Annotated in this window: 19 protein-coding genes and 2 tRNA genes; 12 read left to right on the forward strand and 9 right to left on the reverse strand. The window is 67.4% G+C overall.

Features of this window, described 5'->3' with window-relative positions:
* Positions 1-5 precede the first annotated feature (5 nt).
* The 4 genes from G3N96_RS11305 (at position 6) to G3N96_RS11320 (ending at position 1,534) form a co-directional block, all read left to right on the forward strand.
* Positions 6-101: transfer RNA gene (locus G3N96_RS11305), tRNA-Sec, on the forward strand.
* Positions 102-157: 56 nt separating this feature from the next.
* Entirely contained in the window at positions 158-913 is a 756-nt protein-coding gene (locus G3N96_RS11310; protein ID WP_206137256.1) for a Fic family protein, read from the forward strand.
* A 110-nt stretch (positions 914-1,023) separates the two neighbouring features.
* Positions 1,024-1,119 (forward strand) — tRNA-Sec (locus G3N96_RS11315).
* 202 nt (positions 1,120-1,321) lie between these two features.
* Positions 1,322-1,534: a hypothetical protein gene (locus G3N96_RS11320; RefSeq protein ID WP_206137257.1), complete on the forward strand. Its 213-nt coding sequence runs from the start codon at positions 1,322-1,324 to the stop codon at positions 1,532-1,534.
* Positions 1,535-1,611: 77 nt separating this feature from the next.
* On the opposite strand, the gene G3N96_RS11325 is transcribed toward G3N96_RS11320, so the two are convergent.
* The 3 genes from G3N96_RS11325 to G3N96_RS11335 form a co-directional block, all read right to left on the reverse strand.
* Complete coding sequence (locus G3N96_RS11325; protein WP_206137258.1) at positions 1,612-2,037, reverse strand: NUDIX hydrolase; 426 nt, start codon at positions 2,035-2,037, stop codon at positions 1,612-1,614.
* 312 nt (positions 2,038-2,349) lie between these two features.
* Positions 2,350-3,738: a nucleobase:cation symporter-2 family protein gene (locus tag G3N96_RS11330; RefSeq protein ID WP_124576390.1), complete on the reverse strand. Its 1,389-nt coding sequence runs from the start codon at positions 3,736-3,738 to the stop codon at positions 2,350-2,352.
* A 142-nt stretch (positions 3,739-3,880) separates the two neighbouring features.
* The gene (locus G3N96_RS11335) at positions 3,881-4,837 is read right to left on the reverse strand and encodes a LysR family transcriptional regulator (RefSeq protein ID WP_206137259.1); all 957 of its coding nucleotides are present in this window, start codon (positions 4,835-4,837) and stop codon (positions 3,881-3,883) included.
* Between the two features lie 103 nt (positions 4,838-4,940).
* Here G3N96_RS11335 and G3N96_RS11340 point away from each other — a divergent pair, with 103 nt between their 5' ends.
* Complete coding sequence (locus G3N96_RS11340; protein WP_206137260.1) at positions 4,941-5,678, forward strand: SDR family oxidoreductase; 738 nt, start codon at positions 4,941-4,943, stop codon at positions 5,676-5,678.
* An 8-nt stretch (positions 5,679-5,686) separates the two neighbouring features.
* On the opposite strand, the gene G3N96_RS11345 is transcribed toward G3N96_RS11340, so the two are convergent.
* The gene (locus G3N96_RS11345) at positions 5,687-6,664 is read right to left on the reverse strand and encodes a LysR family transcriptional regulator (RefSeq protein WP_206137261.1); all 978 of its coding nucleotides are present in this window, start codon (positions 6,662-6,664) and stop codon (positions 5,687-5,689) included.
* Between the two features lie 133 nt (positions 6,665-6,797).
* Between G3N96_RS11345 and G3N96_RS11350 the strand changes: the two genes are divergently transcribed.
* The 3 genes from G3N96_RS11350 to G3N96_RS11360 all read left to right on the forward strand — a co-directional run bounded on the left by G3N96_RS11350 (position 6,798) and on the right by G3N96_RS11360 (position 9,211).
* Positions 6,798-7,514, forward strand: a complete 717-nt coding sequence (locus tag G3N96_RS11350; protein ID WP_206137262.1) for an SDR family oxidoreductase — start codon at positions 6,798-6,800, stop codon at positions 7,512-7,514.
* A gap of 207 nt (positions 7,515-7,721) precedes the next feature.
* Positions 7,722-8,057, forward strand: a complete 336-nt coding sequence (locus G3N96_RS11355) for a putative quinol monooxygenase (RefSeq protein ID WP_206137263.1) — start codon at positions 7,722-7,724, stop codon at positions 8,055-8,057.
* Positions 8,054-9,211, forward strand: coding sequence for an iron-containing alcohol dehydrogenase (locus G3N96_RS11360; RefSeq protein WP_206137264.1), 1,158 nt, complete (start codon positions 8,054-8,056; stop codon positions 9,209-9,211). Before G3N96_RS11355 ends, G3N96_RS11360 begins: the two co-directional genes overlap by 4 nt.
* 85 nt (positions 9,212-9,296) lie before the next feature.
* Here G3N96_RS11360 and G3N96_RS11365 read toward each other — a convergent pair whose 3' ends face one another.
* Positions 9,297-11,477, reverse strand: a complete 2,181-nt coding sequence (locus G3N96_RS11365; protein ID WP_206137265.1) for an ornithine decarboxylase — start codon at positions 11,475-11,477, stop codon at positions 9,297-9,299.
* Between the two features lie 511 nt (positions 11,478-11,988).
* Here G3N96_RS11365 and G3N96_RS11370 point away from each other — a divergent pair.
* Both G3N96_RS11370 and potE read left to right on the forward strand, forming a co-directional pair.
* A complete protein-coding gene (locus tag G3N96_RS11370; protein ID WP_206137266.1) occupies positions 11,989-14,289 on the forward strand; it encodes an Orn/Lys/Arg decarboxylase N-terminal domain-containing protein in 2,301 nt (766 codons plus the stop codon).
* Positions 14,290-14,335: 46 nt separating this feature from the next.
* Positions 14,336-15,721 (forward strand): putrescine-ornithine antiporter, encoded by a 1,386-nt coding sequence (gene potE / locus G3N96_RS11375; RefSeq protein ID WP_206137267.1) that lies wholly within the window; start codon positions 14,336-14,338, stop codon positions 15,719-15,721.
* A gap of 21 nt (positions 15,722-15,742) precedes the next feature.
* Here potE and G3N96_RS11380 read toward each other — a convergent pair whose 3' ends face one another.
* Positions 15,743-16,597: a LysR family transcriptional regulator gene (locus G3N96_RS11380; protein WP_206137268.1), complete on the reverse strand. Its 855-nt coding sequence runs from the start codon at positions 16,595-16,597 to the stop codon at positions 15,743-15,745.
* Positions 16,598-16,771: 174 nt separating this feature from the next.
* Here G3N96_RS11380 and G3N96_RS11385 point away from each other — a divergent pair, with 174 nt between their 5' ends.
* Positions 16,772-17,356 carry a putative glycolipid-binding domain-containing protein gene (locus G3N96_RS11385; protein WP_206137269.1) on the forward strand — a complete coding sequence of 195 codons (585 nt, stop codon included), beginning with the start codon at positions 16,772-16,774 and terminating at the stop codon, positions 17,354-17,356.
* Between the two features lie 45 nt (positions 17,357-17,401).
* Here the strand turns inward: G3N96_RS11385 and G3N96_RS11390 are convergent, their stop codons facing one another.
* Positions 17,402-18,394: a sulfonate ABC transporter substrate-binding protein gene (locus tag G3N96_RS11390; protein ID WP_206137270.1), complete on the reverse strand. Its 993-nt coding sequence runs from the start codon at positions 18,392-18,394 to the stop codon at positions 17,402-17,404.
* A 298-nt stretch (positions 18,395-18,692) separates the two neighbouring features.
* Positions 18,693-19,100: a DUF427 domain-containing protein gene (locus G3N96_RS11395; protein ID WP_206137271.1), complete on the reverse strand. Its 408-nt coding sequence runs from the start codon at positions 19,098-19,100 to the stop codon at positions 18,693-18,695.
* 288 nt (positions 19,101-19,388) lie between these two features.
* On the opposite strand from G3N96_RS11395, the gene G3N96_RS11400 reads away from it, so the two are divergent.
* Positions 19,389-21,050, forward strand: a complete 1,662-nt coding sequence (locus tag G3N96_RS11400; protein ID WP_206137272.1) for an ABC transporter substrate-binding protein — start codon at positions 19,389-19,391, stop codon at positions 21,048-21,050.
* Positions 21,051-21,150: 100 nt separating this feature from the next.
* On the opposite strand, the gene G3N96_RS11405 is transcribed toward G3N96_RS11400, so the two are convergent.
* On the reverse strand, positions 21,151-22,098 hold the full coding sequence (locus G3N96_RS11405; RefSeq protein WP_206137273.1) for a TauD/TfdA family dioxygenase: 948 nt from the start codon (positions 22,096-22,098) through the stop codon (positions 21,151-21,153).
* Between the last annotated feature and the right edge of the window lie 86 nt (positions 22,099-22,184).

Genomic DNA, 22,184 nt, shown 5'->3' on the forward strand with positions numbered 1-22,184 from the left:
CCCACGGAAGGCATTCGTATCCGGTGGTACGGCTGGACTTCAAATCCAGTTGGGGGTGTCAGACACTCCCGGGTAGGTTCGACTCCTGCTGCCTTCCGCCATTCGCCATTCCCGACGCGGAGTAAAATGGCGCGCATTGGTCGATTTTGGTGATTTCATGGATTCGTCCGTATCGCTTCTTCTGGAAGCCGTCGATGCCGACAAGGCAAAGCTGGACGCGGCGCGTCCGCTTCCGCCGCACACGCTGGCGTCATTGCGCGAAAAGCTGATGCTGGAGTGGACTTATCATTCGAATGCGATCGAGGGCAACACGCTGACGTTGCGGGAAACGAAGGTCGTACTCGAAGGCATTACGGTCGGCGGAAAGTCGCTGCGCGAGCATTTCGAGGCCACCAATCATCGCGACGCGATTCTCTATGTCGAAGAAATCGTCGGCAAGCAGGAGACGCTGTCGGAGTGGCAGATCCGGAATATTCACGGGCTGGTATTGAAGGGAATCGACGACGGCGAGGCCGGCAGGTATCGCCGGGAGAACGTCGTGATCGCAGGCGCAAGCACGACACCACCGGATTTCCTGCATTTGCCGGCTGAAATGGCCGCGCTCATCGATTGGGACACACGGGCGGGCGCGATGCATCCCGTGGCACGGGCCGCCGAACTGCATACGCGCTTCGTGAAGATCCACCCGTTTGTCGACGGCAATGGAAGAACGGGGCGGCTGCTCCTGAATTTCGAACTGATGAAGTCTGGCTATCCGCCCGCGGTCATTCGCAAGGAAGACAGGCTGGCTTACTACGATACGCTGGACGAGGCATGCACGACCGCCGACTACAGCGGCATCACGCGCCTGGTGGCCGAGTCAGTGCAGCGCTCGCTCGACGCCTACCTCGACGTGCTTGGATTGCGCGCGTAGCGGGCCATTCCGAACGCCTGTCAGGCTGGTTCGATCACCGAGGCGTCCTGGCTGGGCCGGTTACTTCAACGCCGGTCAATGTGCCGTCTGTCGGGTGTTCCTCCTCGCACGGACGGCAGGCGTATCCGGGGAGGGTACGGCTGGACCTCAAATCCAGTTGGGGGTGTCGGACACTCCCGGGTAGGTTCGACTCCTGCTGCCTTCCGCCCCCCCGTTTTTCTTGTCAACCCGACGCGCTTCAATCAACGTGCAATTGCACGACAGCACCGGCGATTGCAATCGCCAAAACTTGATCGGGAAAAGCACTAAAAGTTTGCGATTTTTTTCCGGGCTATAGTCGAATCACTGAAGGTAAACGCGGCGTCCCTTGCCGATACCGTTCAGGTCATGACTGTAGACGGGTGCTGTATGAAAAATAAAATCGACAAGACCGCCGGACCGATCTGGGGTGTGGCTGCAGGATTGCTTCTTGCTGTCGCAGGATTGAGTCTCGGCATGTTCCCGACGTCCCTGCATAGCTCGGGAAGCGCGCACGACTTCATGGCGTCCGGCATTGCGATGTTCGGCATCTTCCTGGTCGTCTATGCCACACACGAGTTGCGAAGAAGGCGTCCGCACTGAGCGCTTACGCGCTGCCGATCCAAGCAGAATGATTTGGGCCGGTTTGCCGGCGCGCGAATACGCTAGTCCGTCGCGCGCTACGCCTTGCTGATTTCGTGTTGATAAACGAGTTCGACGATGCGCTTCGTCGGAATGCTGGCGCGCAACCCGTCGACGCTGTCGACCGGAAACCACTTGCATTTCTCGATCTCGTTGTTTGCTTGCGGCGTCTGGTCCGGGCCGACTTCCGCGAAGAACACGTGATGGATTTTGGCGAGGCCGGTGAACTGCATCGAGTAGACGAGAGACTGGCCGGTCATGCCGGTTTCTTCGCATAACTCGCGATGTGCGGCGTCGAGCGGCGTTTCCCCACGCTTGATCGTGCCGCCGGGAAGGGCCCAGCGCGACGCCGCACGGGCAACGAGCAAGACTTGTTCGCCGCGGTAGCAGACGATGGTCGCGCGTTCCTTGACCGGGACGGTGCTCGCTTCGGGGACGGTATTGGGCGCTAGGGTTTGAGGCATGAAGCAATTCTAACCATCGCGGATCGATCGGCAAAGCGCGTCTGACGTGGTTTGACGATCGATCGTCACCGTCGCGTGTCCGGCCAGGCCGCCGCCGCGTTTCGCAGGTTCGAATCCGTGTCAGGCCGGCGCCCGGTCGTCCACGCCCAGGGGGGCGGGGCGTCGGCATGAAGTGCGCGATGGGCTCGCCCTTCGCTTCGAATCGGGCGAGGCTATCCCTCGATGCGGGACACCTCGTCCGTCATGAAAAAAGCCGCGCTCCCGATGCACCGGGAGCGCGGCTTGAGTGCGAGCCGGTCAGGCGTCGCGCCGTTACTTCTTTTCCGGCAGGAACCAGTTCATCACGAGCGCGCAGATGCCGCCCGTCGCCACGCCCGATTCCAGCACGTTCTTCAGCGCGTGCGGCAGGCTGTTGAGGATGTCCGGCACTTGCGACACGCCGAGGCCGAGCGCGAGCGACACCGCGATGATCAGCAGTGCGCGACGATCGAGATGGACGCCCGCGAGGATGTTGATGCCCGATGCGGCCACCGCGCCGAACATCACCATCGCCGCGCCGCCGAGCACGGGCTCCGGCACGGCCTGCAGCACGCCGGCGACGACCGGGAACAGGCCGAGCACCACGAGCATCCCCGCGATCCAGATGCCGACGTGGCGGCTCGCGACGCCGGTGATCTGGATCACGCCGTTGTTCTGCGCGAACACCGAGCTCGGGAACGTGTTGAACACGCCGGCCAGCAGCGAGTTCGCGCCGTTCACGAGCACGCCGCCCTTGATCCGCTGCATCCACACCGGGCCTTCGACCGGCTCGTTCGAGATCTTGCTGGTGGCCGTGACGTCGCCGATCGCTTCGAGCGACGTGACGAGGTAGATGATCAGCATCGGCACGAACAGCGCCCACGAGAAGCCGATGCCGAAGTGCAGCGGCGTCGGCACCTGGAACAGCGCGGCCTGGTGCATGCCGGTGAAGTCGAGGCGGCCGAGGAACGCGGCCGCGAGATAGCCGACCACGAGCGCGATGACGAGCGCGGTGCTGCGCACCCACACGATCGGTACACGGTTCAGCAGGATGATCGTGCCGAGCACGAGGCCGGACAGCGTCAGGTTCTCCGCGCTCGCGAAGGTGCCCTTCGCCATCGCGCCGAAGCCGCCGCCCATGCTGATGAGGCCGACCTTGATCAGCGTCAGGCCGATCAGCAGCACGACGATGCCGGTGACGAGCGGCGTGATCAGGCGCTTCACGAACGGCAGGATGCGCGACACGCCCATCTCGACGAACGACCCGGCCATCACGACGCCGAAGATCGCGGCCATCACGGTCTCGACCGGCGTGCCTTGCTTGACCATCAGGCTGCCGCCGGCGATCAGCGGGCCGACGAAGTTGAAGCTCGTGCCCTGGACGATCAACAGGCCGGCGCCCAGCGGGCCGAAGCGCTTGCACTGGACGAAGGTGGCGATGCCGGAAATCACCAGCGACATCGACACGATCAGGGTCGTATCGCGGCTGGACACGCCGAGCGCCTGGCAGATCAGCAGGCCGGGCGTGACGATCGGCACGATGATCGCCAGCAGGTGCTGCAGCGCGGCGACGAAGGCGACCATCGGCGCCGGCCGGTCGTTCGGGCCGTAGACGAGGTCGCGGGCCGAATCTGCGGCGTCGGCGCCGTGGGCGGCGGGTTGGGCGGGGGAGGCGGGTTGCATGGCGAGCGGGCCGGACAAGGTGGAAAGTGCGGCATTTTAGCCGAACGGCCCGCCGGCGCCGCTGCAATGGCGGGGATTCGGCGGATCGGGAAAACGGTGACGGAGCGACGCCCGGGCCGGCCGTGGCCGCGGCGCCCGTCGGTCAGCGGGCCTGCCGTGACGCGGGGGCGGTCGGGATGGCAGTCGGGGCGGTGATCGCATGGAACCCGGGCAGCCCGGGAATCCGCTGCTCCATGAACTGCAGGAACGTGCGGGTCCGCAGCGGCAGATACCGGCGCGACGCATAGACGAGGTGCAGCGCATGCGGCGGCACCATGTCCCACTTCGGCAGCAACCGGACGAGCTGGCCGCTGTCGATCAGGTCCTGAACGAGCCACGCGGGCCCGCTACCCACCGCGTTTCCGTTCAGGAAGCATTCCCGCAGCGCCATCGAGCTGTTCACGCGATACCGGCCGCGCACCGGAACGACGACCTGCTCGTCGCCGCGCGCGAAGGCCAGTTCGTTGCCGATGTCCGCGCGCGCGTAGCCGACATACGCGTGCTTCGCGAGGTCGTCCGGCCGGCGAAGCTTCGGCGCCCGCGCCACATACGCGGGCGTGGCGACCAGCAGGCGCGGCGACGACGCGATGTGGCGCGCCACGGCATCCGGCGGCAGCATCTGGCCGAGGCGAATGGCGACATCGACGCCTTCTTCGACCAGGTCGATCACGCGGTCGGTCAATTGGAGCTCGACCTCGATCTCCGGCCACGCGGCGAGGAATTCGAGCACGAGCGCGTTCAGCCTCAGCTCGCCCAGCCCCAGCGGCGCATTGACGACCAGCTTGCCGACCGGCCGCACCGTTTGCCCGCGCACCTCGGCCACCGCGCTCGCGTACTCGTCGATCACGCGCTTGCAGCGATCGTAGAACCGGCGGCCTTCGTCGGTGGGCGCGAGGCTCGTGGTCGAGCGTTCCAGGAGGCGAACGCCCAGTTCCTTTTCGAATGCGGCGACGATCTTGCTGATCGTCGGCTGGCCGGTGCCTTCCTCGCGCGCGACCGCCGAGAAATTGCCGAGCTCGATGGCGCGGACGAACACCCGCATGGATCGCAGTGAATCCATCTTATTCCTTTAGGGCATGAACCTTATTCAAGTCTCCCACGTTCCTGCGCATTGGAGAATGACCTAACGTTCGCGAACCTTCAATCCCTGATGAGGAGTCGACATGAACGAGGCAACGCAATCTTCGGCACTGGACGGTGCGCACGTCGTGGTATTCGGCGGGAGCTCCGGCATCGGCCTCGAGGCTGCCGCCGCCGCGAAGGCGAAAGGCGCCGGCGTCACGCTGGTCGGCCGGACCCGCGCGAAGCTCGAATCCGCCGCACAGGCGATCGGCGGCGCGCGCGTCGCGGTGGCCGACATCGCGGACCGACGGGCAGTGGAGGCCGTGTTCGACACGATCGCGCGCGTCGATCACCTGGTCGTCACGGCTGGGCGGTTCATTGCCGGCAAGCTGAACGAGGCTGATCCCGATCAGTTGCTCGCCGCGCTGCAGGAGCGTATCGCCGGGCCGGTCTATGCGATCCGCGCTGCGTTGCCGCTGATGCCCGCGACCGGCTCGATCGTGCTGACCGGCGGGCAACTGTCGGATCGTCCGGCCGCGCAGGGCACGTCGGTCATTGCCGCCGCCGTGCGTGGGGTCGAGGCGCTGGCGCAGTCGCTCGCGCTGGAACTGAAGCCCATTCGCGTGAACGTGGTGGCGCCCGGTTTCGTCGAGACGCCGCTTTACGACGCGTTTGGTCCGGAAGCGCGCGCGGCGATCCTCGCGGGCGCGGCAGCGGCATTGCCCGGCGGCCGCGTCGGGCGCGCCGATGAAGTAGGGGAAGCGATCGCGTTCCTGCTGGGCAACGGCTTCATGAACGGCGAGATCCTGCACATCGACGGCGGCGGCCGGCTGGTCTGAGCCGCGCGTCAGCCTGCCGCGCGCGTGCCGGCGCGACGTGCCGGCGGGCGCGGCGCGCGACCATCCGGATACGCGCGCTGGCAGACGGCGATGACCGCATCGCGCAGGCGGCGATGCACGGGGTCGCCGTGCATGCGCGGATGCCACAGCGCGGACACGAGGATCGCGGGCAGGCGCACCGGAATCTCGAAGCTGCGCAGCCCGAGCGCCTCCGTGAGCCCCGGCGAGAACGCGTTGCCGAGGCTCGAGCGCGGCACGAGCGCGATCAGGTCGGTGCTGGCCGCGACCCGCATCGCATCGGGGTAGCCCGGTACGACGACGTGCACGGCGTGGCTCGGGCCGGCCTCGTCGGTCGAGTCGTCCGCCGGGCCGCCGAAATCGCCCAGCTGCGACGCGATCACGTGGCGGCAGGCCGCATAGCGCGCGAGCGTGATCCTGCCCGACGCGAACAGCGGGTGCCCGGCGCGCGCCACCGCGACGTGCCAGTCGTGAAACAGCATGCGGGTGTGCAGTTCGGGTGCATCGTCGCCGCGCTTGCCGATTTCCAGGTCGACGGTGCCGTCGCGCAACGCTTGCGGATCGCGATCGGGCTTCGGGACGAAGCGGACGCGCACCTGCGGCGCGATGTCGCCGAGTGCGGCGACCACAGGGCCGGACAGCATTTCCATGAACGAGGCGGCCGCGCGGACGGTGAACGTGGAGGCGTGCGTCGCCATGTCCACGTCGGCCTTCGCCGGCCGCAGCACCGCGCGCGCATCGCTGGCGATCGCATGCACGCGGTCGCGCAACGCGGCGGCGTGCGGCGTCGGCACGAGCTTGCGCCCGGCGCGCACGAGCAGCTGATCGCCGGTGGACATCCGCAACCGTGTGAGCGTGCGGCTCATGGCCGATGTGCTCAGGCCAAGCCGGCGCGCGGCGCCGGTCACGCTGCCTTCCGACAGCAGCACGTCGAGCGCGGTGACGAGATTCAGGTCGATGTCTTCCATGGCGACAGGATACGCCTCCGTGCGATCTCATATGGCGTTGGGTGCAACTATAGGTTGAGTCCGGTGCGTCTGGCGCCTGTCGTGGTGCGCACCTATAGTGGCTGCATGACGAAACCCGGCAAAGGTGGAAACCATGCAATCAACAGTATCGAACGCGAATGTCCCTACGATCCTGCTCGTCGCGGCCTCGCGGGGCCTCGGGCTCGCGATGGCGGAGACGTTCCTGAACAAGGGCTGGCACGTGACGGGCACCGTGCGCGCAGGATCGGGGCGCACGAAGCTGCACGACCTCGCCGACCGGTTCGACGGCCGGCTCGACATCGAGACGCTCGACATCTGCGAACCGGTGCAACTGGCCGCGCTGCGCGAGCGGCTGTCGGGTCGGCGCTTCGACATGCTGTTCGTGAACGCGGGAACGACGAACGAGCCCACCGAAACGATCGGCGAAGTGACGACCGACGAATTCGTGCGCGTGATGGTCACGAATGCGCTGGCGCCGATGCGTGTGATCGAGACGCTGCAGGATCTCGTGACCGACGACGGCCTGATCGGCGCGATGTCGTCGGGGCAGGGCAGCGTCGCGAACAACGTCAGCGGGATGCGCGAGGTCTATCGCGGCAGCAAGGCCGCGCTGAACCAGTTCATGCGCAGCTTCGCGGTGCGCCAGGCCGATACGCGGCGTGCAATGGTGCTGATGGCGCCCGGCTGGGTCCGCACGGAACTCGGTGGGCCCGATGCGCGCCTGACGATCGAGGAAAGCGTGCCGAGTCTCGTCGACGTGCTGATCGCGAAGCATGTGCGCCCGGGGCTCGAGTATCTCGACTATCTGGGGCGGACGGTGCCGTGGTAGTCGGCGCGTCACGCGAGTAGGGGCCAGCGGCGATCGGCGCTGTCTTTTGTGGCGTGGCGGCGGCGCTGCGAAGGCCGCGCCGATTCAATACAATGCGACGACCCGCCAGTGACACGGCGTTGCGCCGTCGCGTTCGAATCCTTCCGGTTCGCCGCGCATTGCGTGCGTCCCCGTCGTGACGGCCCCCAGTCGAACCCGGAGCGCAATATGAACGAACCTTACCTGCAGGTCATCGCGCATTTCCACGCCAAGCCCGGCAACGGCGACCGCGTGGTCGAATTGCTCGCGGAACTCGCGCCCCTGACGCGCGCCGAGCCGAAGAATCTCGACTACGCGTATTTCCGGTCGGCGGAGGATCCCGACCACATCGTGATCCTCGAACGCTACCGCGACGCGGACGGCCTCGACGTGCATCGGGAAACGCCGCATTTCCAGCGGATCGGGTTCGGCGCGATCATTCCGTTGCTCGATCGCCGCGAAGTGTCCAGCTACATGGTGCAGCCGGGCACCGGCGCGGCGACGCCACCGGGAGGCACCCGATGAACCCGTTTCAATTCCGTACCGTTCCGACGCAGGTCGTCGAATTCGGCGCGGCGCGCCGGCTCGGCGTGTTGTTGCGCGAACGCTTTCCGGCGCTCGTGCGGCTCTGTGTCGTCACCGACGCGTTCCTGCATCGCAGCGGCGTGCTCGCGCCCGCGCTGGAGAGCCTCGCCGCGCACGGCTGGCAGGTCACCGTGATCGACGACGTGATCGCCGATCCGCCGGAGCACGTGGTGCTGGAAGCGACCGAACGGGCCGTCGCGGCCGATGCGGAGATCGTGCTCGGCCTGGGCGGCGGATCGTCGATGGACGTCGCGAAGCTGATCGCGGTGCTCGCGCCGGGGCAGCAGGCGCTGGCCGACATGTACGGCGTCGACAAGGTCACGAGCGCGCGGCTGCCGCTCGTGCAGATGCCGACGACGGCCGGCACCGGCTCCGAAGTGACGGCCGTGTCGATCGTCACGGTCGGCGAGGCGCGCAAGATGGGCGTCGTGTCGCCGCACCTGTTCGCGGACGTCGCGATCCTCGATGCCGAACTGACGCTCGGCCTGCCGCGTGCGGCCACGGCCGCGACGGGCATCGACGCGATGGTGCACGCGATCGAGGCCTACACGTCCGCGCGGCTGAAGAATCCCGTATCCGACATGCTGGCCGTGCACGCGCTGACGCTGCTGTCGCGCAACCTGCTCGCGGCGTGCGACGACGGCCAGAACCGCCACGCGCGCGAGGCGATGCTGGTCGGCGCGATGTTCGCGGGGCAGGCGTTCGCGAATGCACCGGTCGCGGCCGTGCATGCGCTGGCCTACCCGGTCGGCGGGATCTTCCATGTGCCGCACGGGCTGTCGAATGCGCTCGTGCTGCCGCATGTGCTGTGGTTCAACGCGCCGGCCGCCGCGCCGCTGTATGCGGAACTCGCGGCGATCGTCGCACCGTCGGCGACGGGCAGCGATGAAGCGCGCACGCACGCGCTGATCGCCGAGATCGACCGGCTGATCGTCGCAACCGGCATTCCGCGCACGCTGCGTGAAGTCGGCATCGGGGCGGGCGACCTGCCGAGGATGGCATCGGACGCGATGCTGCAGACGCGCCTGCTCGTGAACAATCCGCGCGAGGTGACGGAGGCCGACGCGCTGGAGATCTACCGGCAGGCGTGGTGATGCGGCGTGCGGGTCGCGCCGCCCGTCATGCGTTCACGATGCGCTCGGGACCGCGAGCGGCGCGTGGCTGCCCGCCAGGCCGCCGTTACGCGCGTGACGCGTCGGCGCCGGCCGCCACCACGTACGCCGACGCCTGCTTCGTGCCGTCCGGCCGCGTTTGCAGATAGACGCCCTGGATTTCCGGCTCGAAACCCGGCAGCGCGTTGATCCCGGCTTCGAGCGCACGGAAGTAGTCGAGTGCCGGGCCGCCCCATGCTTCACCGGGCACCACGCAGAAAATGCCGGGCGGATAGGGTAGCGCGCCTTCCGTCGCGATCCGGCCTTCGATGCGATCGAGCGTGACGAGTTCGACGTTGTTGCGGATCAATTCGGCGTTCGCGGCCTGCGGCAGCATCGCCTGCTTCGGGAACTGCGCACGCCGGAACATCAGCTTCTGCAGGTGCTTCATGTCGTGGCTGCGGTAGAAGTCGTGCATCCGCTGGCAAAGTTGCCGCAGGCGCATGTTGCCGTACAGCTCCGGATACGCTTCGCACAGCGACGGAATCGCTTCGCGCAGCGGCGTGTCCTGGTCGAGATGACGCTCGAACTGCGCAAGGTGCGCGACCAGATGCTGCAGCTTGCCGAAGCTCTCCGACGGCGTGAGCAGGAACAGGATCGTGTACAGGTCGGCCTTCTCGGGCACGACGCCGTGCTCGCGCAGGTAGCGCGCCAGGATCGGCGCGGGCGCGCCGAACGCCGCGTATTCGTGCGTGTCGCGATCGATGCCGGGCGTCGTCAGCAGCAGCTTGCACGGGTCGACGAAATACTGGTCGTCCGCATAGCCTTCGAAGCCGTGCCACGTGTCGGCCGGATGAAAGCGGAAGAAGCGCAGGTCGTCGACGATCTGCTCGGTCGGGTAGTCGGCCCACGGGCGGCCGTCGATAGTCTGGGGAACGAACGGTCGGATCTGACGGCAGGTCTTCAGCAGCAGCTTGCGCGCATCGACGCCGTGCGCCACGCAGTCGCGCCACAGGCGCTTGCCGGCCGGGCCCGCATGCATCTGCGCGTTGACGTCGAGCGCGGCGAACATCGGGTAGAACGGGCTCGTCGACGCATGGATCATGTATGCGTTGTTGAAGCGCCGGTGATCGCAGAAGCGCTTCTGGCCTTCGATGTGGCTGTCCTTCTTGTGGATCTGCGACGTCTGCGAGAAGCCGGCCTGCTGCTTGTGCACCGACTGCGTGACGAAGATGCCGGGATCGTCGGGGCCGAGCGTCAGCATCAGCGGCGAGCAGTCCTGCATCATCGGGATGAACTGCTCGTAGCCGACCCACGCCGAATCGAACAGGATGTAGTCGCACAGATGCCCGATCCGGTCGACGATCTCGCGCGCGTTGTAGATCGTGCCGTCGTAGGTGCCGAGCTGGATCACCGCGAGCCGGAACGGGCGCGGCAGGCCGGCGCGCTCCGGCGCGACGTCGCGGATCGCGTCGCGAATGCGCGTTTCGTCGAGTGCCGCGCTGTCGACGCCGCCGATGAGGCCCCATGCGTTGCGTGCGGTTTCGAGGTAGACCGGCCGCGCGCCCGACAGCACGAGCGCGCCGAGGTGCACCGACTTGTGGTTGTTGCGGTCGAACAGCACGAGATCGTCGGGGGCGAGCAGCGCGCTGGTCACGACCTTGTTCGACGTCGACGTGCCGTTCAGCACGAAGTACGTCTTGTCCGCGTTGTAGATCCGCGCGGCATTGCGCTGCGCTTCCAGCGCGGGGCCTTCGTGGATCAACAGGTCGCCGAGCCGGACGTCGGCGTTGCAGAGGTCGGCGCGAAAGATCGTCTCGCCGAAGAAGTCGAAGAACATCCGGCCGAGCGGGTGGTTCGAGAAGAACTGCCCGCCCTGGTGGCCGGGGCAGTCGAATTCGACATAGCCGCGCTGCACGTATTCGCGCATCACCTTGAAGAACGGCGGCAGCAGGTTCTCGCTGTAGATGTCGGCGGCGGCGGAGATCTGCCGGCCATAGTAATGGCGTCCGCCGTGGCGGAGCTGGATCACGCCGCTCGCGCTCGGCAGGATCGACGGCGGCACTTCCTGGTCGGGCTCGACCGCGACGAAAAACGGAATCGCGAATCCGGTTCTTTCGACGGTTTCAAGCACCCGTTGCGCCGAATCTATTCCGACGACGATTGCCGCGATATTCGTGAAATCGGTCTGGAATACGTCGACCTGTTCGCGCGTGGTGAGGAAGGCGCCAATCAGCGCCGGCTCGACTGCGATTTTCAACAGGCTCACGCGAACTCTCCCGTAAATGTGCGGAAAACGAGAGCCGCATTCGCACGGGCGCGCAATCCGCGTCATCCGACACGCGCCGCCGCCGATTGAAACGCTCCCGCGAATGCTGAATGCCGCATGGCACGCCGCACGAACAAGCCTTGCGCGGCGCGGCGCAGCCGCCGCCGGTCAAGGCACGGCGCAGCCGATCGTAGCAACAAAACCCGGCGAATTCAATCGACCGGAATCGGCAATCCGATGGGTGGGCGAAACCGATCCAATAATCGGAAATCGGCGTGCTGCAATGCACATCAAAATGAACCGATTGTGAAAGGCGATTTGAAAACGATCGACCGTTTCGCCGATTCGTCTGCTTTTCATCAAAAGGCATCTATGGCATAGTCGGCTCCGAATTGGATGGCGAATCAAACCGGATTTGCGAGCGTCTCATGCCGCCGCCCGTGGCCTGCTGTCCGCGTGCTCGTGAGACGAATTAAACCCAACGAAGCATCGGAACAACGAGGGCAAAAACATGAACACGTCCGTCGGTGGCATTCGTCGTCTCGGCCTGCGCGCGTTATTGGTCGACGACGAGATCACGCAGGAAACCGCGACCGGGCGTGCGGTCCGCACGCTGAGCGCGGAGCTCGTGCAGCGCGACATCGACGTGCTCACGGCCACCTCGGCCGACGACGCGATCATGCTGATCCGTTCCGATCCGTCGATCCAGTGCGTGCTGCTCGACTGGGATCTCGGCGTGGACGGCCATGGGCCGTCCGAGGCCGTGGTCGACGCGATCCGGCATCGCAATGCCAACGTGCCGATCTTCCTGCTGGCCGACCGCAGCGTCGCATCGTCGGTGCCGTCCGCGGTGATGGGCAAGGTCGACGATTTCGTGTGGCTGCTCGAGGATACGGCCGACTTCATCGGCGGGCGCATTCATGCGGCGATCGAGCGCTATCGCGCGACCGTGCTGCCGCCGATGTTCGGCGCGCTCGCGAAATTCTCGCGCGTCTACGAATACTCGTGGCATACGCCCGGCCACACGGGCGGCACGGGCTTCCTCAAATCGCCGGTCGGCCGCGCGTTCTTCGAATACTTCGGCGAAGCGCTGTTCCGTTCCGACCTGTCGATCTCGGTCGGCGAACTCGGCTCGCTGCTCGACCACTCGGGCCCGATCGGCGAAAGCGAGCGCTACGCGGCCCGCGTGTTCGGCGCCCATCGCACGTATCACGTGACGAACGGCTCGTCGACGTCGAACCGCATCATCCTGATGGCGAGCGTGAGCCGCGACCAGATCGCGCTGTGCGACCGCAACTGCCACAAGTCGGCCGAGCACGCGATGACGATGTCCGGCGCGATCCCGACCTACCTCGTGCCGACGCGCAACCGCTACGGGATCATCGGGCCGATCGCGTCGGAGCGCCTCACGCAGGCGGCGATCCGCGAGGCGATCACGTCGAATCCGCTCACGGCCGGGCTCGCCGATCGCCAGCCGAAGCATGCGATCGTCACGAACTCGACGTACGACGGCCTGTGCTACAACGTCGCGCGCGTCGAGGAGCTGCTCGGCGCGAGCGTCGACCGGCTGCATTTCGATGAAGCGTGGTACGGCTACGCGCGTTTCAACCCGATCTACCGCGATCGCCACGCGATGCACGGCGACCCGCGCGACCATCGTGCGGACCGCCCGACGGTGTTCGCGACGCAGTCGACGCACAAGCTGCTGACCGCGCTGTCGCAGGCGTCGTACATCCACGTGCGCGACGGCCGCAACCCGATTCCGCATGGCCAGTTCAACGAAACGTTCATGATGCATGCGTCGACGTCGCCGAACTACGCGATCATCGCGTCGAACGACGTCGCGGCCGCGATGATGGACGGCCCCGGCGGCGCGGCGCTCACGCACGAGTCGATCGAGGAGGCCGTCGCGTTCCGGCAGATGATCGCGCGGATGAACGGCGAATTCGGCGCGAAGGGCGACTGGTTCTTCGAGTGCTGGCAGCCCGACACCGTGCTCGAGACGCGCACCGGCCGCACGTTGCCGTTCCACGATGCGCCGCCCGAGCTGCTCGCGAGCGACCCGTCGTGCTGGGTGCTGCGCCCCGGCGCGCAATGGCACGGCTTCGGCAATATCGAGGACGGCTACTGCATGCTCGATCCGATCAAGGTGTCGATCGTCACGCCGGGCGTCGCGCCGGCCGGCGGGCTGATGCCGGTCGGCATTCCGGCGAGCGTCGTGACCGCGTATCTCGATGCGCGCGGGATCGTCGTCGAGAAGACCACCGACTTCACGATCCTGTTCCTGTTCTCGATCGGCATCACGAAGGGCAAGTGGGGCTCGCTCGTCAGCGCGCTGTGCGATTTCAAGCGCGACTACGATGCGAACCTGCCGCTCGACATGGCGATTCCGTCGCTCGCGAAGACGCACGGCTCGCGCTATGCGGGCATGGGGCTGAAGGACCTGGCCGACACGATGTTCGCGGCGATGGAGCAGCTCGGCACGACGCGGTTGATGTCGGAAGCGTTCTCGATCCTGCCGAAGCCGGAGATGAGCCCGGTGCGCGCCTACGAGCATCTGGTGCAGGGCCGCGTCGAGCAGGTCACGCTCGAGGAACTGGCCGGGCGCACGGTCGCCACCGGCGTCGTGCCGTATCCGCCGGGCATTCCGCTGTTGATGCCGGGCGAGAACGCGGGGCCGGCGGACGGCCCGGTGCTCGGTTACCTGAAGGCGCTCGAAGCGTACGACCGGCGCTTCCCGGGCTTCGCGCACGATACGCACGGCGTGGAAGTCGAGGACGGCACGTACCGCGTGTATTGCCTGACGGCCTGAACGCGCGACCGGCCGTGCAACGGCCTTACTTCGAGGGATCGACATCATGGAAAACACAGCGCGCATGTCCGACGCGGCCGCCGCGGCCGCGCCGAAGAACCGGATGAACGTCTGGCAGCTGACCATCCTCACGGCGGTCAACATGATGGGCTCCGGCATCATCCTGCTGCCGTCGAAGCTCGCGCAGGTCGGCACGATCTCGCTGCTGTCGTGGATCGTCACGGCCGGCGGCTCGCTCGCGCTGGCCTATGCGTTCGCGCGCTGCGGGATGCTGAGCCGCAAGCCGGGCGGAATGGGCGGCTACGCGGAATACGCGTTCGGCAAGGCCGGCAACTACATGGCGAACTACACGTACGGGCTGTCGCTGGTGATCGCGAACGTCGCGATCGGCGTCACGGCGGTCGGCTACGGCACCGTGCTGTTCGACGCGACGCTGTCGCCGCTGCAGACGGGCCTGTGGACGATCTTCCTGCTCGTGCTGACGACGGTCGCGAACTTCGGCGGCTCGCGCATCACCGGCCGGATCGGCGCGGTGACGGTGTGGGGCGTGATCATTCCGGTCGTCGTCGTGTCGCTGATCGGCTGGTTCTGGTTCAGCGGCGCGACCTGGGGCGCCGCATGGAATCCTGACAACCTGCCGTTCGGGCCGGCTGTCGGCAGCTCGATCGCGGTGACGCTGTGGGCGTTCCTCGGGCTCGAATCGGCGTGCGCGAACTCGGACGCCGTCGAGAATCCGGAGCGCAACGTGCCGATCGCCGTGCTCGGCGGCACGATCGCGTCGGCGATCTTCTACATCGTGTCGACCAACGTGATCGCGGGGATCGTGCCCAACGCGCTCCTCGCGAAGTCGAATGCGCCGTTCGGCATCGCGTTCGCGACGATGTTCACGCCGACGGTCGGCACGATCGTCACCGCGCTGATGGTGATCGCGTGCATCGGCTCGCTGCTCGGCTGGCAGTTCACGGTCGCGCAGGTGTTCAAGAGCTCGGCGGACGTCGGCTACTTCCTGCCGGTGTTCGCGCGCGCGACGCGCACCGGCACGCCGATCGTCGGGATGGTGATCCTGCTGGTCGCGCAGGTCGCGCTGGCGCTGATGACGATCAGCCCGGAGCTGAGCAGCCAGTTCCAGAAGATCGTCGATCTCGCGGTCGTCACGAACCTCGTGCCGTACGTGATGTCGATGGCCGCGCTGATCACGATCCAGAAGGTCGCGAAGGTGCCGCCGGCGAAGGCGCTGCTGACCAACGTGATCGCGATGGTGGCCACCGCGTACAGCTTCTATGCGCTGTTCAGCTCGGGCGAGCAGGCGCTGATGCTCGGCGGCCTGTGCGTGTTCCTCGGCTGGACGCTGTTCGGCTTCGTCAGCGCGCGCTTCTACCAGATGGAAGTCGATGCCCACGTGAAGGAGCCGGGGAAGTCGCTGCAGGCGTGACGGGGGCGGCGCTCGCCGCCGTTATCGGGCAGCGCGGGCCAGCAGCGGCGGGAGGTCCTGCTTCAGCAGATCGACGACGGCCCGCACGCGCGGCGGCAGCGGCCGCTGCGCATGCACGAGCACGTTGAGCGCGAAGTCGGGAATCACGTAGTGCGGCAGGAGCTCGACGAGCGTGCCGGCCACGATCGTGTCGAACATCGGGCGCCAGTGGCTCGTCGTCATGATCGTGCGGATGCGCGCGTAGTCGAGCGCGTCGCCGTCGCGCCGCAGCGGCAGCCGTTCGCTCGCGAAGACGCCTTTCACGCGGACGAACGGATGGTTCGCGAGATCGGCCGCCGTGTCGATCGGGCCGTGCCGCTCGAGATACGACGGCGCGGCAACGAGCCGGCGGCCGACCGTGCCGACCGGATGCGCGACGAACCCGCCGTCGCCGAGCTGGCCGACGCGGATCGAGATGTCGACGCCTTCCGTGACCGGATCGACGATGTCGTCGTTCAGGACCAGGTCGATGTGCAGGTTCGGATACGCGCTGCGGACATGCATCAGCACACCCGGCAGCACGACCTCGCCGAAGCATTGCGGCGCCGCGAGCCGGATCGTGCCGTCGAGCGCGTTTTCGGTCTTCGACACCGACGCGACCGCGTCGTCGGCCGCTTCAAGCAGTTCCTTGCTGCGCTCGTAGAAGATCCGGCCTTCTTCGGTGCACGCGAGGGTGCGGGCACTGCGCAACAGCAGCCGTGTGCCGAGATGCTTCTCGAGCCGCTCGATGCGCTCGCTGACGGCCGGCTGGCCCATGTCCAGATCGCGCGCCGCGCCGGACATCGTGCCGCGCTCGACGACCCTCACGTAGATGCGCATCGTCGCCAGCAAATCCATGAAGTCGCGCCCCTTGTCCGGTTCCGGTTGATGCCGATCGACGGATGGTACCAAAGCGAGTTCGCCCGAAGGTGTGCGGCGAACCGATACTGACCATCGGTCGGCGAAGCCGCGTGTGTTCGCCGGTGCGATGGGGGACAATCGGCATCGGCGCGATCGACGGGAGACGACGACATGACGCAACAGGATGACGCGGTGCGCACGCGCTGCGTCGCATGGCAGATCGTGCAGACGTGGCAGGCAGCCGAATGGTGCCGGCTCGTCGAGTCGCGAACGGGAATCGACCTGTCGGGATCGGTGTCGGGTGCGATCGTCGGCTCGCCGTTTCGCTTCGACTACGCGATCGCGTGCGGCGCCGACTGGCTCACGCGCTCGGCACGCATCACGCAGTGGGGCGGCACGCAGCCGCCGCGGCAGTGGGATATCCGCTGTGACTCGGGGCGGTGGACGATCGATGGCGTCGACGTCCCGGCGCTCGCGGGCGCGACCGACCTCGATCTCGGCTTCAGCCCGTCGACGAATACGCTGCCGATCCGGCGGCTCGGGCTGGCCGTCGGCGAGGCGGCGGTGATCCACACCGCGTGGCTGCGTTTTCCGGATGTCGCGTTCGTGCGCGGCGAGCAGCGCTATACGCGTACGGCGGAGCACGTGTACCGCTACGAAAGCGGCACGTATGCGGCCGATATCGCGGTCGACGAAGCGGGCCTCGTCACCGACTACGACGAATGGCGGCGCATCGGCACGGCTGCCGCGCGCTGATTCGCGCGTACCGCGCGGCGCGTCGGCGGCAGCGGCACCGGCGCGTCAGCGTGCGCTCGCGACCGACAGCTTGCCCGGAATCAGCTTCAGCGCGCTGAATGCGTCCGCGATGTTCTGCTGGTACGCGAGCGTCGCGTCGCTGATCGGCTGCACGCCGTAGCCGGCGCGCTTGAGCGCGACTTCGAGCGTCGGCGCATCGAGGCCGACGAGCGGCGACAGTTGCGTGGCGACTTCGGGCACATGGTCGCGCGCCCAGCGGTCGACCGCGTCGACTTCGTCGAGCAGCGCGCGTATTACCTGCGGGTGGGCCGCCGCGTACTTGCGCGCGGCGAGGTAGTACTGCGTATTGCGCACGAGCCCTTCGCCGTTGGCGATCACGCGTGCGCCGATCTGGCGCTCGGCGGCGGCCAGGTACGGATCCCAGATCACCCATGCATCGACGTTGCGCTGCACGAACGCGGCGCGGGCGTCGGCGGGCGTCAGGTAGATCGGCTGGATGTCGGCATACGTCAATCCCGCGTGTTCGAGCGCCTTCACGAGCAGGTAATGGACGTTCGAACCCTTGTTGAACGCGACCTTCTTGCCGCGCAATTGCGCGACGTTGCGGATCGGCGAATCGGGCTGCACGACGATCGCCTCGCCCTGCGGCGCGGGCGGCTCGTTGCCGATGTAGACGAAATCGACGCCGCCCGCCTGCGCGAAAATCGGCGGCGTCTCGCCGACCGTGCCGACATCGATCGCGCCGGCGTTCAGGCCCTCGAGCAATTGCGGGCCGGCCGGAAATTCGAGCCACTGCACGGTGACGCCCTGGCTCGCGAGCCGTTTCTCCAGCGTGCCGCGCGCTTTGAGCACGACGAAGTTGCCGTATTTCTGGAAACCGACGCGCAGCCGCGTGCCGCTGTCTTGCGCATGGGCAGGCAGGCCCGCGAGCGGGCCGAGCGCGAGCCCGGCCAGCCCGGCGGCCGCGCCTTGCAGCCACTGGCGGCGATGCGGGTTGGCCGGTGTCGGTTCAACGTCTGCGTGCGGTGTGTCGTTCATCGAGGCGTCCTGCGTGCGGGTTCATGGGCCGCGCGCGAAAGACGGCGCGGCCGGCGCAGGGCGGGCCCGATGCGGGCGATGCGCGCCACGGGCCGGCCCGCGCCGGATTCAGGACGATACGGCCGCGCAGGCCGGCGGCCAACCAACGAATCCGCATATGCAAATCAGCGGCGGGCCAGGTGGTGTCGTTCGGGCCGGTGATCGGCACGGGAACCCGCCGGCACGGTGGGCCGCGTCGGCGAATGCGCACACGCAAACGCGCGGCCGCCCGACAGCCGACGAACGGCTGTCGCGACCCTCAATCGGAGCCGGCCGGGCTTTCCTCGATGGAGTCGACGCGATCCGGATAGAACGCGAGGTGCCCGCGGATCGCGTCGACGGCCGGATAGGGCGCCTCGTAGGTCCAGACGGCATTCACGGCGCGCTCGCCGCCGACCGGAATCGAGTAGTAGGCGGCGTCGCCCTTGTACGGACAGTACGTCGCGTGGTTGGTGCGTTGCAGCAGTGTCAGGTCGGCGTCCTCGCGCGGGATGTAGAGCACTGCCGGGTAGGCGGCTTCACGCAGCGCCAGCGCGCGGCGCGTATCCGCGACGACCCTGCCGGCCGCCTTGACCACGACGCGCCGCGGGTGCAGTTCGACCGTGATCGGGTGATCGGGGCCCGGCGTCTTCACCGGGCGAGCAGACGTTTCGGAGCTGACGGGCATCGTGTGTCCTCCTGGAATCGGCGGCGCGGCGCGCCGGGCGAATCCCGGCGCGCCCGTGCCGGCGTTGGCCAGCCGATACGATGCGCCATTTCGGGCGAGTCTGCAGGGGGCCGGAAGACAGCGGTGCGAGACGGCCGCCCGACGTTCGCGTGGACGTTTTCATGCACGGGCAGCGGGATGCATCCACGACGATAAGCAACGCGAAATTAATTGGTAAGCGATCGGCGGGAGGCGCGCGAAGATCGGCCGTCTTCATTTGTATGACAGCGCTCTCCTGTCCCCGTCACCATGAAAAACGCTTTCGTTTCGTCAGCCGCGCGTCGTGTGCGTGGCGTCCCCCATGCCGCGATCGCCCTGCGCTGTCTCGCGGCGTCGCTGCTGCTCGCCGGCGCGGCCACGCACGCGCTTGCCGCGCCGTCCGGCAAGACGCTCGTGTATTGCACCGAAGGCAGCCCGGCCGGCTTCGATCCGGGCCAGCATACGACGAGCACCGATTTCGATGCGAGCACGTACCCGGTCTACAACGGGCTCGTGCAGTTCAAGCGCGGCACGCTCGATCTCGAGCCGGCGCTCGCGACGAGCTGGGACGTGTCGCCCGACCAGCGCACGATCACGTTCCACCTGCGGCGCGACGTGAAATTCCAGACCACCGCGTGGTTCAAGCCGACGCGGCCGTTCCAGGCCGACGATGTCGTGTTCACGTTCCGCCGGATGCTCGATCCCGACGATCCGTTCCGCAAGGCCTATCCGGTCAGCTTCCCGTATTTCAGCGACCTCGGCTTCGACCGCAACATCGAGCGCATCGACAAGGTCGACGACTACACGGTGCGCTTCGTGCTGAAGACTCCCGACGTCGTGTTCGTGCGCAATCTCGCGATGGCGTTCGCGTCGATCCTGTCGGCCGAGTACGCGTCGCAGCTCGCGGCGCGCCATCGCGAGGCCGACATCAACCAGTTCCCGGTCGGCACGGGGCCGTTCCTGCTACGTACGTACCAGAAGGACGCGCTGATCCGCTACGACGCGAATCCCGACTACTGGAAGCCGGACGACGTGAAGCTCGCGCGCCTCGTGTTCGCGATCACGCCCGATCCGGCCGCGCGCCTGCAGAAGCTGGTGGCCGGCGAGTGCCAGGTATCGGCGTTCCCGCGGCCGGCCGATCTCGACACGGTGCGGCGCGACCCGAAGCTGACGTTGTTCTCGGGGATGGGTTTCAACGTCGGCTTCGTCGCGTACAACACGCAGCATGCGCCGCTCGATCGCGTCGACGTGCGGCGCGCGCTCGATATCGCGATCGACAAGTCGGCGATCGTGAAGACCGTGTTCAACGGCGACGCGAAGATCGCGACGAACCCGATGCCGCCCGCGCAATGGTCGTACAACCCGCGCCTGAAGGACGCGCCGCGCGACCCGGCGGCCGCGAAGGCGCTGCTCGCGCAGGCCGGCTTCCCGAACGGCTTCGACCTGACGCTGTGGGCGATGCCCGTGCAGCGCCCGTACAACCCGAACGCGCAGCTGATGGCGCAGCTGATCCAGCAGGACTGGGCGAAGATCGGCGTGCGCGCGAAGATCGTCAGCTACGAGTGGGGCGAATACAACCGCCGCGCGAAGCACGACGGGCAGCACGACGCGATCCTGTACGGCTGGTCGGGCGACAACGGCGACCCCGACAACTGGCTCGGCACGCTGCTCGGTTGCGACGCGGTGCACGGCAGCAATCTCGCGAAGTGGTGCAACCAGGATTTCGAGAAGCTGGTGGACGCGGCGCGTTCCAATGGGGACGTCGCGAAGCGCACGGCGCTGTATGAGCAGGCGCAGGTCGTGTTCAAGGACCAGGTGCCGTTCACGCCGATCGCGACGTCGATCGTGTCGCTGCCGGTGTCCAGGCGCGTGCACGGGCTGACGTTCTCGCCGCTCGGCGGGCACCGCTTCGACGGGGTCTGGCTGGATTGACGGGCGGGCCGCGTGGACAAGTGTTTTCGTCCGCGCGGTGCGATGAAGGGAAAGGCCGGCGCGATGCAGTGCGCGCCGGCTGCCGTCAGAGCGGTTCGGTTCAGTTGAGCGCGACCGCCGCCGCGGCTTCGACCGGCGAGCCTTCGAGCGCGACCGACGGCCGGCCGTCGGGGCCGACCGGCACGTCGCCGGTGAGCGTCGTGCGATACAGCTGGCGATCGAAGTCGAGATCGAAGATGTCGACGGGCGCGAGGTGGGCGGTCGCGCGGTTGTCCCAGAACGCGATGCTGCGCGGTTCCCACTTGAAGCGGATCGTGAATTCCGGCCGCGTCACGTGTTCCCACAGCAGTTCGAGCAATGCCTGGCTCTCGCGCGGCGTCAGCCCGACGATCGATTTCAGGAAGCTCGGGCTCACGTACAGCGCGCGTTCGCCGGTCTCCGGATGCACGCGCACGAGCGGGTGCTCGGTGACGAGCGGGCGGCGCTCGACCGCGTCGTCGAACGCGCCGGTGGCGCGCGCGCCGGCCGGCGGCGTGAAGCGGTGAATGCCGCGCAGGCCGTCGACGAAGCCGCGCAGCGGCGCCGACAGCGTTTCGTACGCCCGCACGAGGTTCGTCCAGTGCGTGTCGCCGCCGTACGGCGGGATCGTCACGCCGCGCAGGATCGACGCCCACGGCGGGTTCACGGCGGCCGTCACGTCGGTGTGCCAGCCAGTCCACGGGCGGCGCACGGGTTCGCCTTCGAAGCGCGTCGCCTTGCGGTGCTTCGCGATCGAGTAGACGGCCGGATGTCCGTCGACGTGCCCGAACACCGGGTGGCCGACCGTCGGCTCGCCGAACTGCGCGGAGAACGCGACATGCTGTTCGTGCGTGAGGAACTGCTCGCGGAAGAAGATGACGCGCCACTTCAGCAGCGCGGCGCGGATCGCCGCAATCTGCGGCGTGGTCAACGGTTGCGTGAGGTCGACGCCGCGGATTTCCGCGCCGATATGGGCGGACAGCGGAATCACGTCGACCGGCTGGGCGGCGGGTTCGAGTAGGGCGCTCATGCGACGCTCCTGGCGGAAGGGGATGGGGCGGAGGGCCGACATCGTTGCGCGTGCAAGCGTCGGTCCGGTGGCGGGAAGGGCATGGT

It is taken from the genome of Burkholderia sp. Se-20373, assembly GCF_017104705.1.
Classification (GTDB): Bacteria; Pseudomonadota; Gammaproteobacteria; order Burkholderiales; family Burkholderiaceae; genus Burkholderia.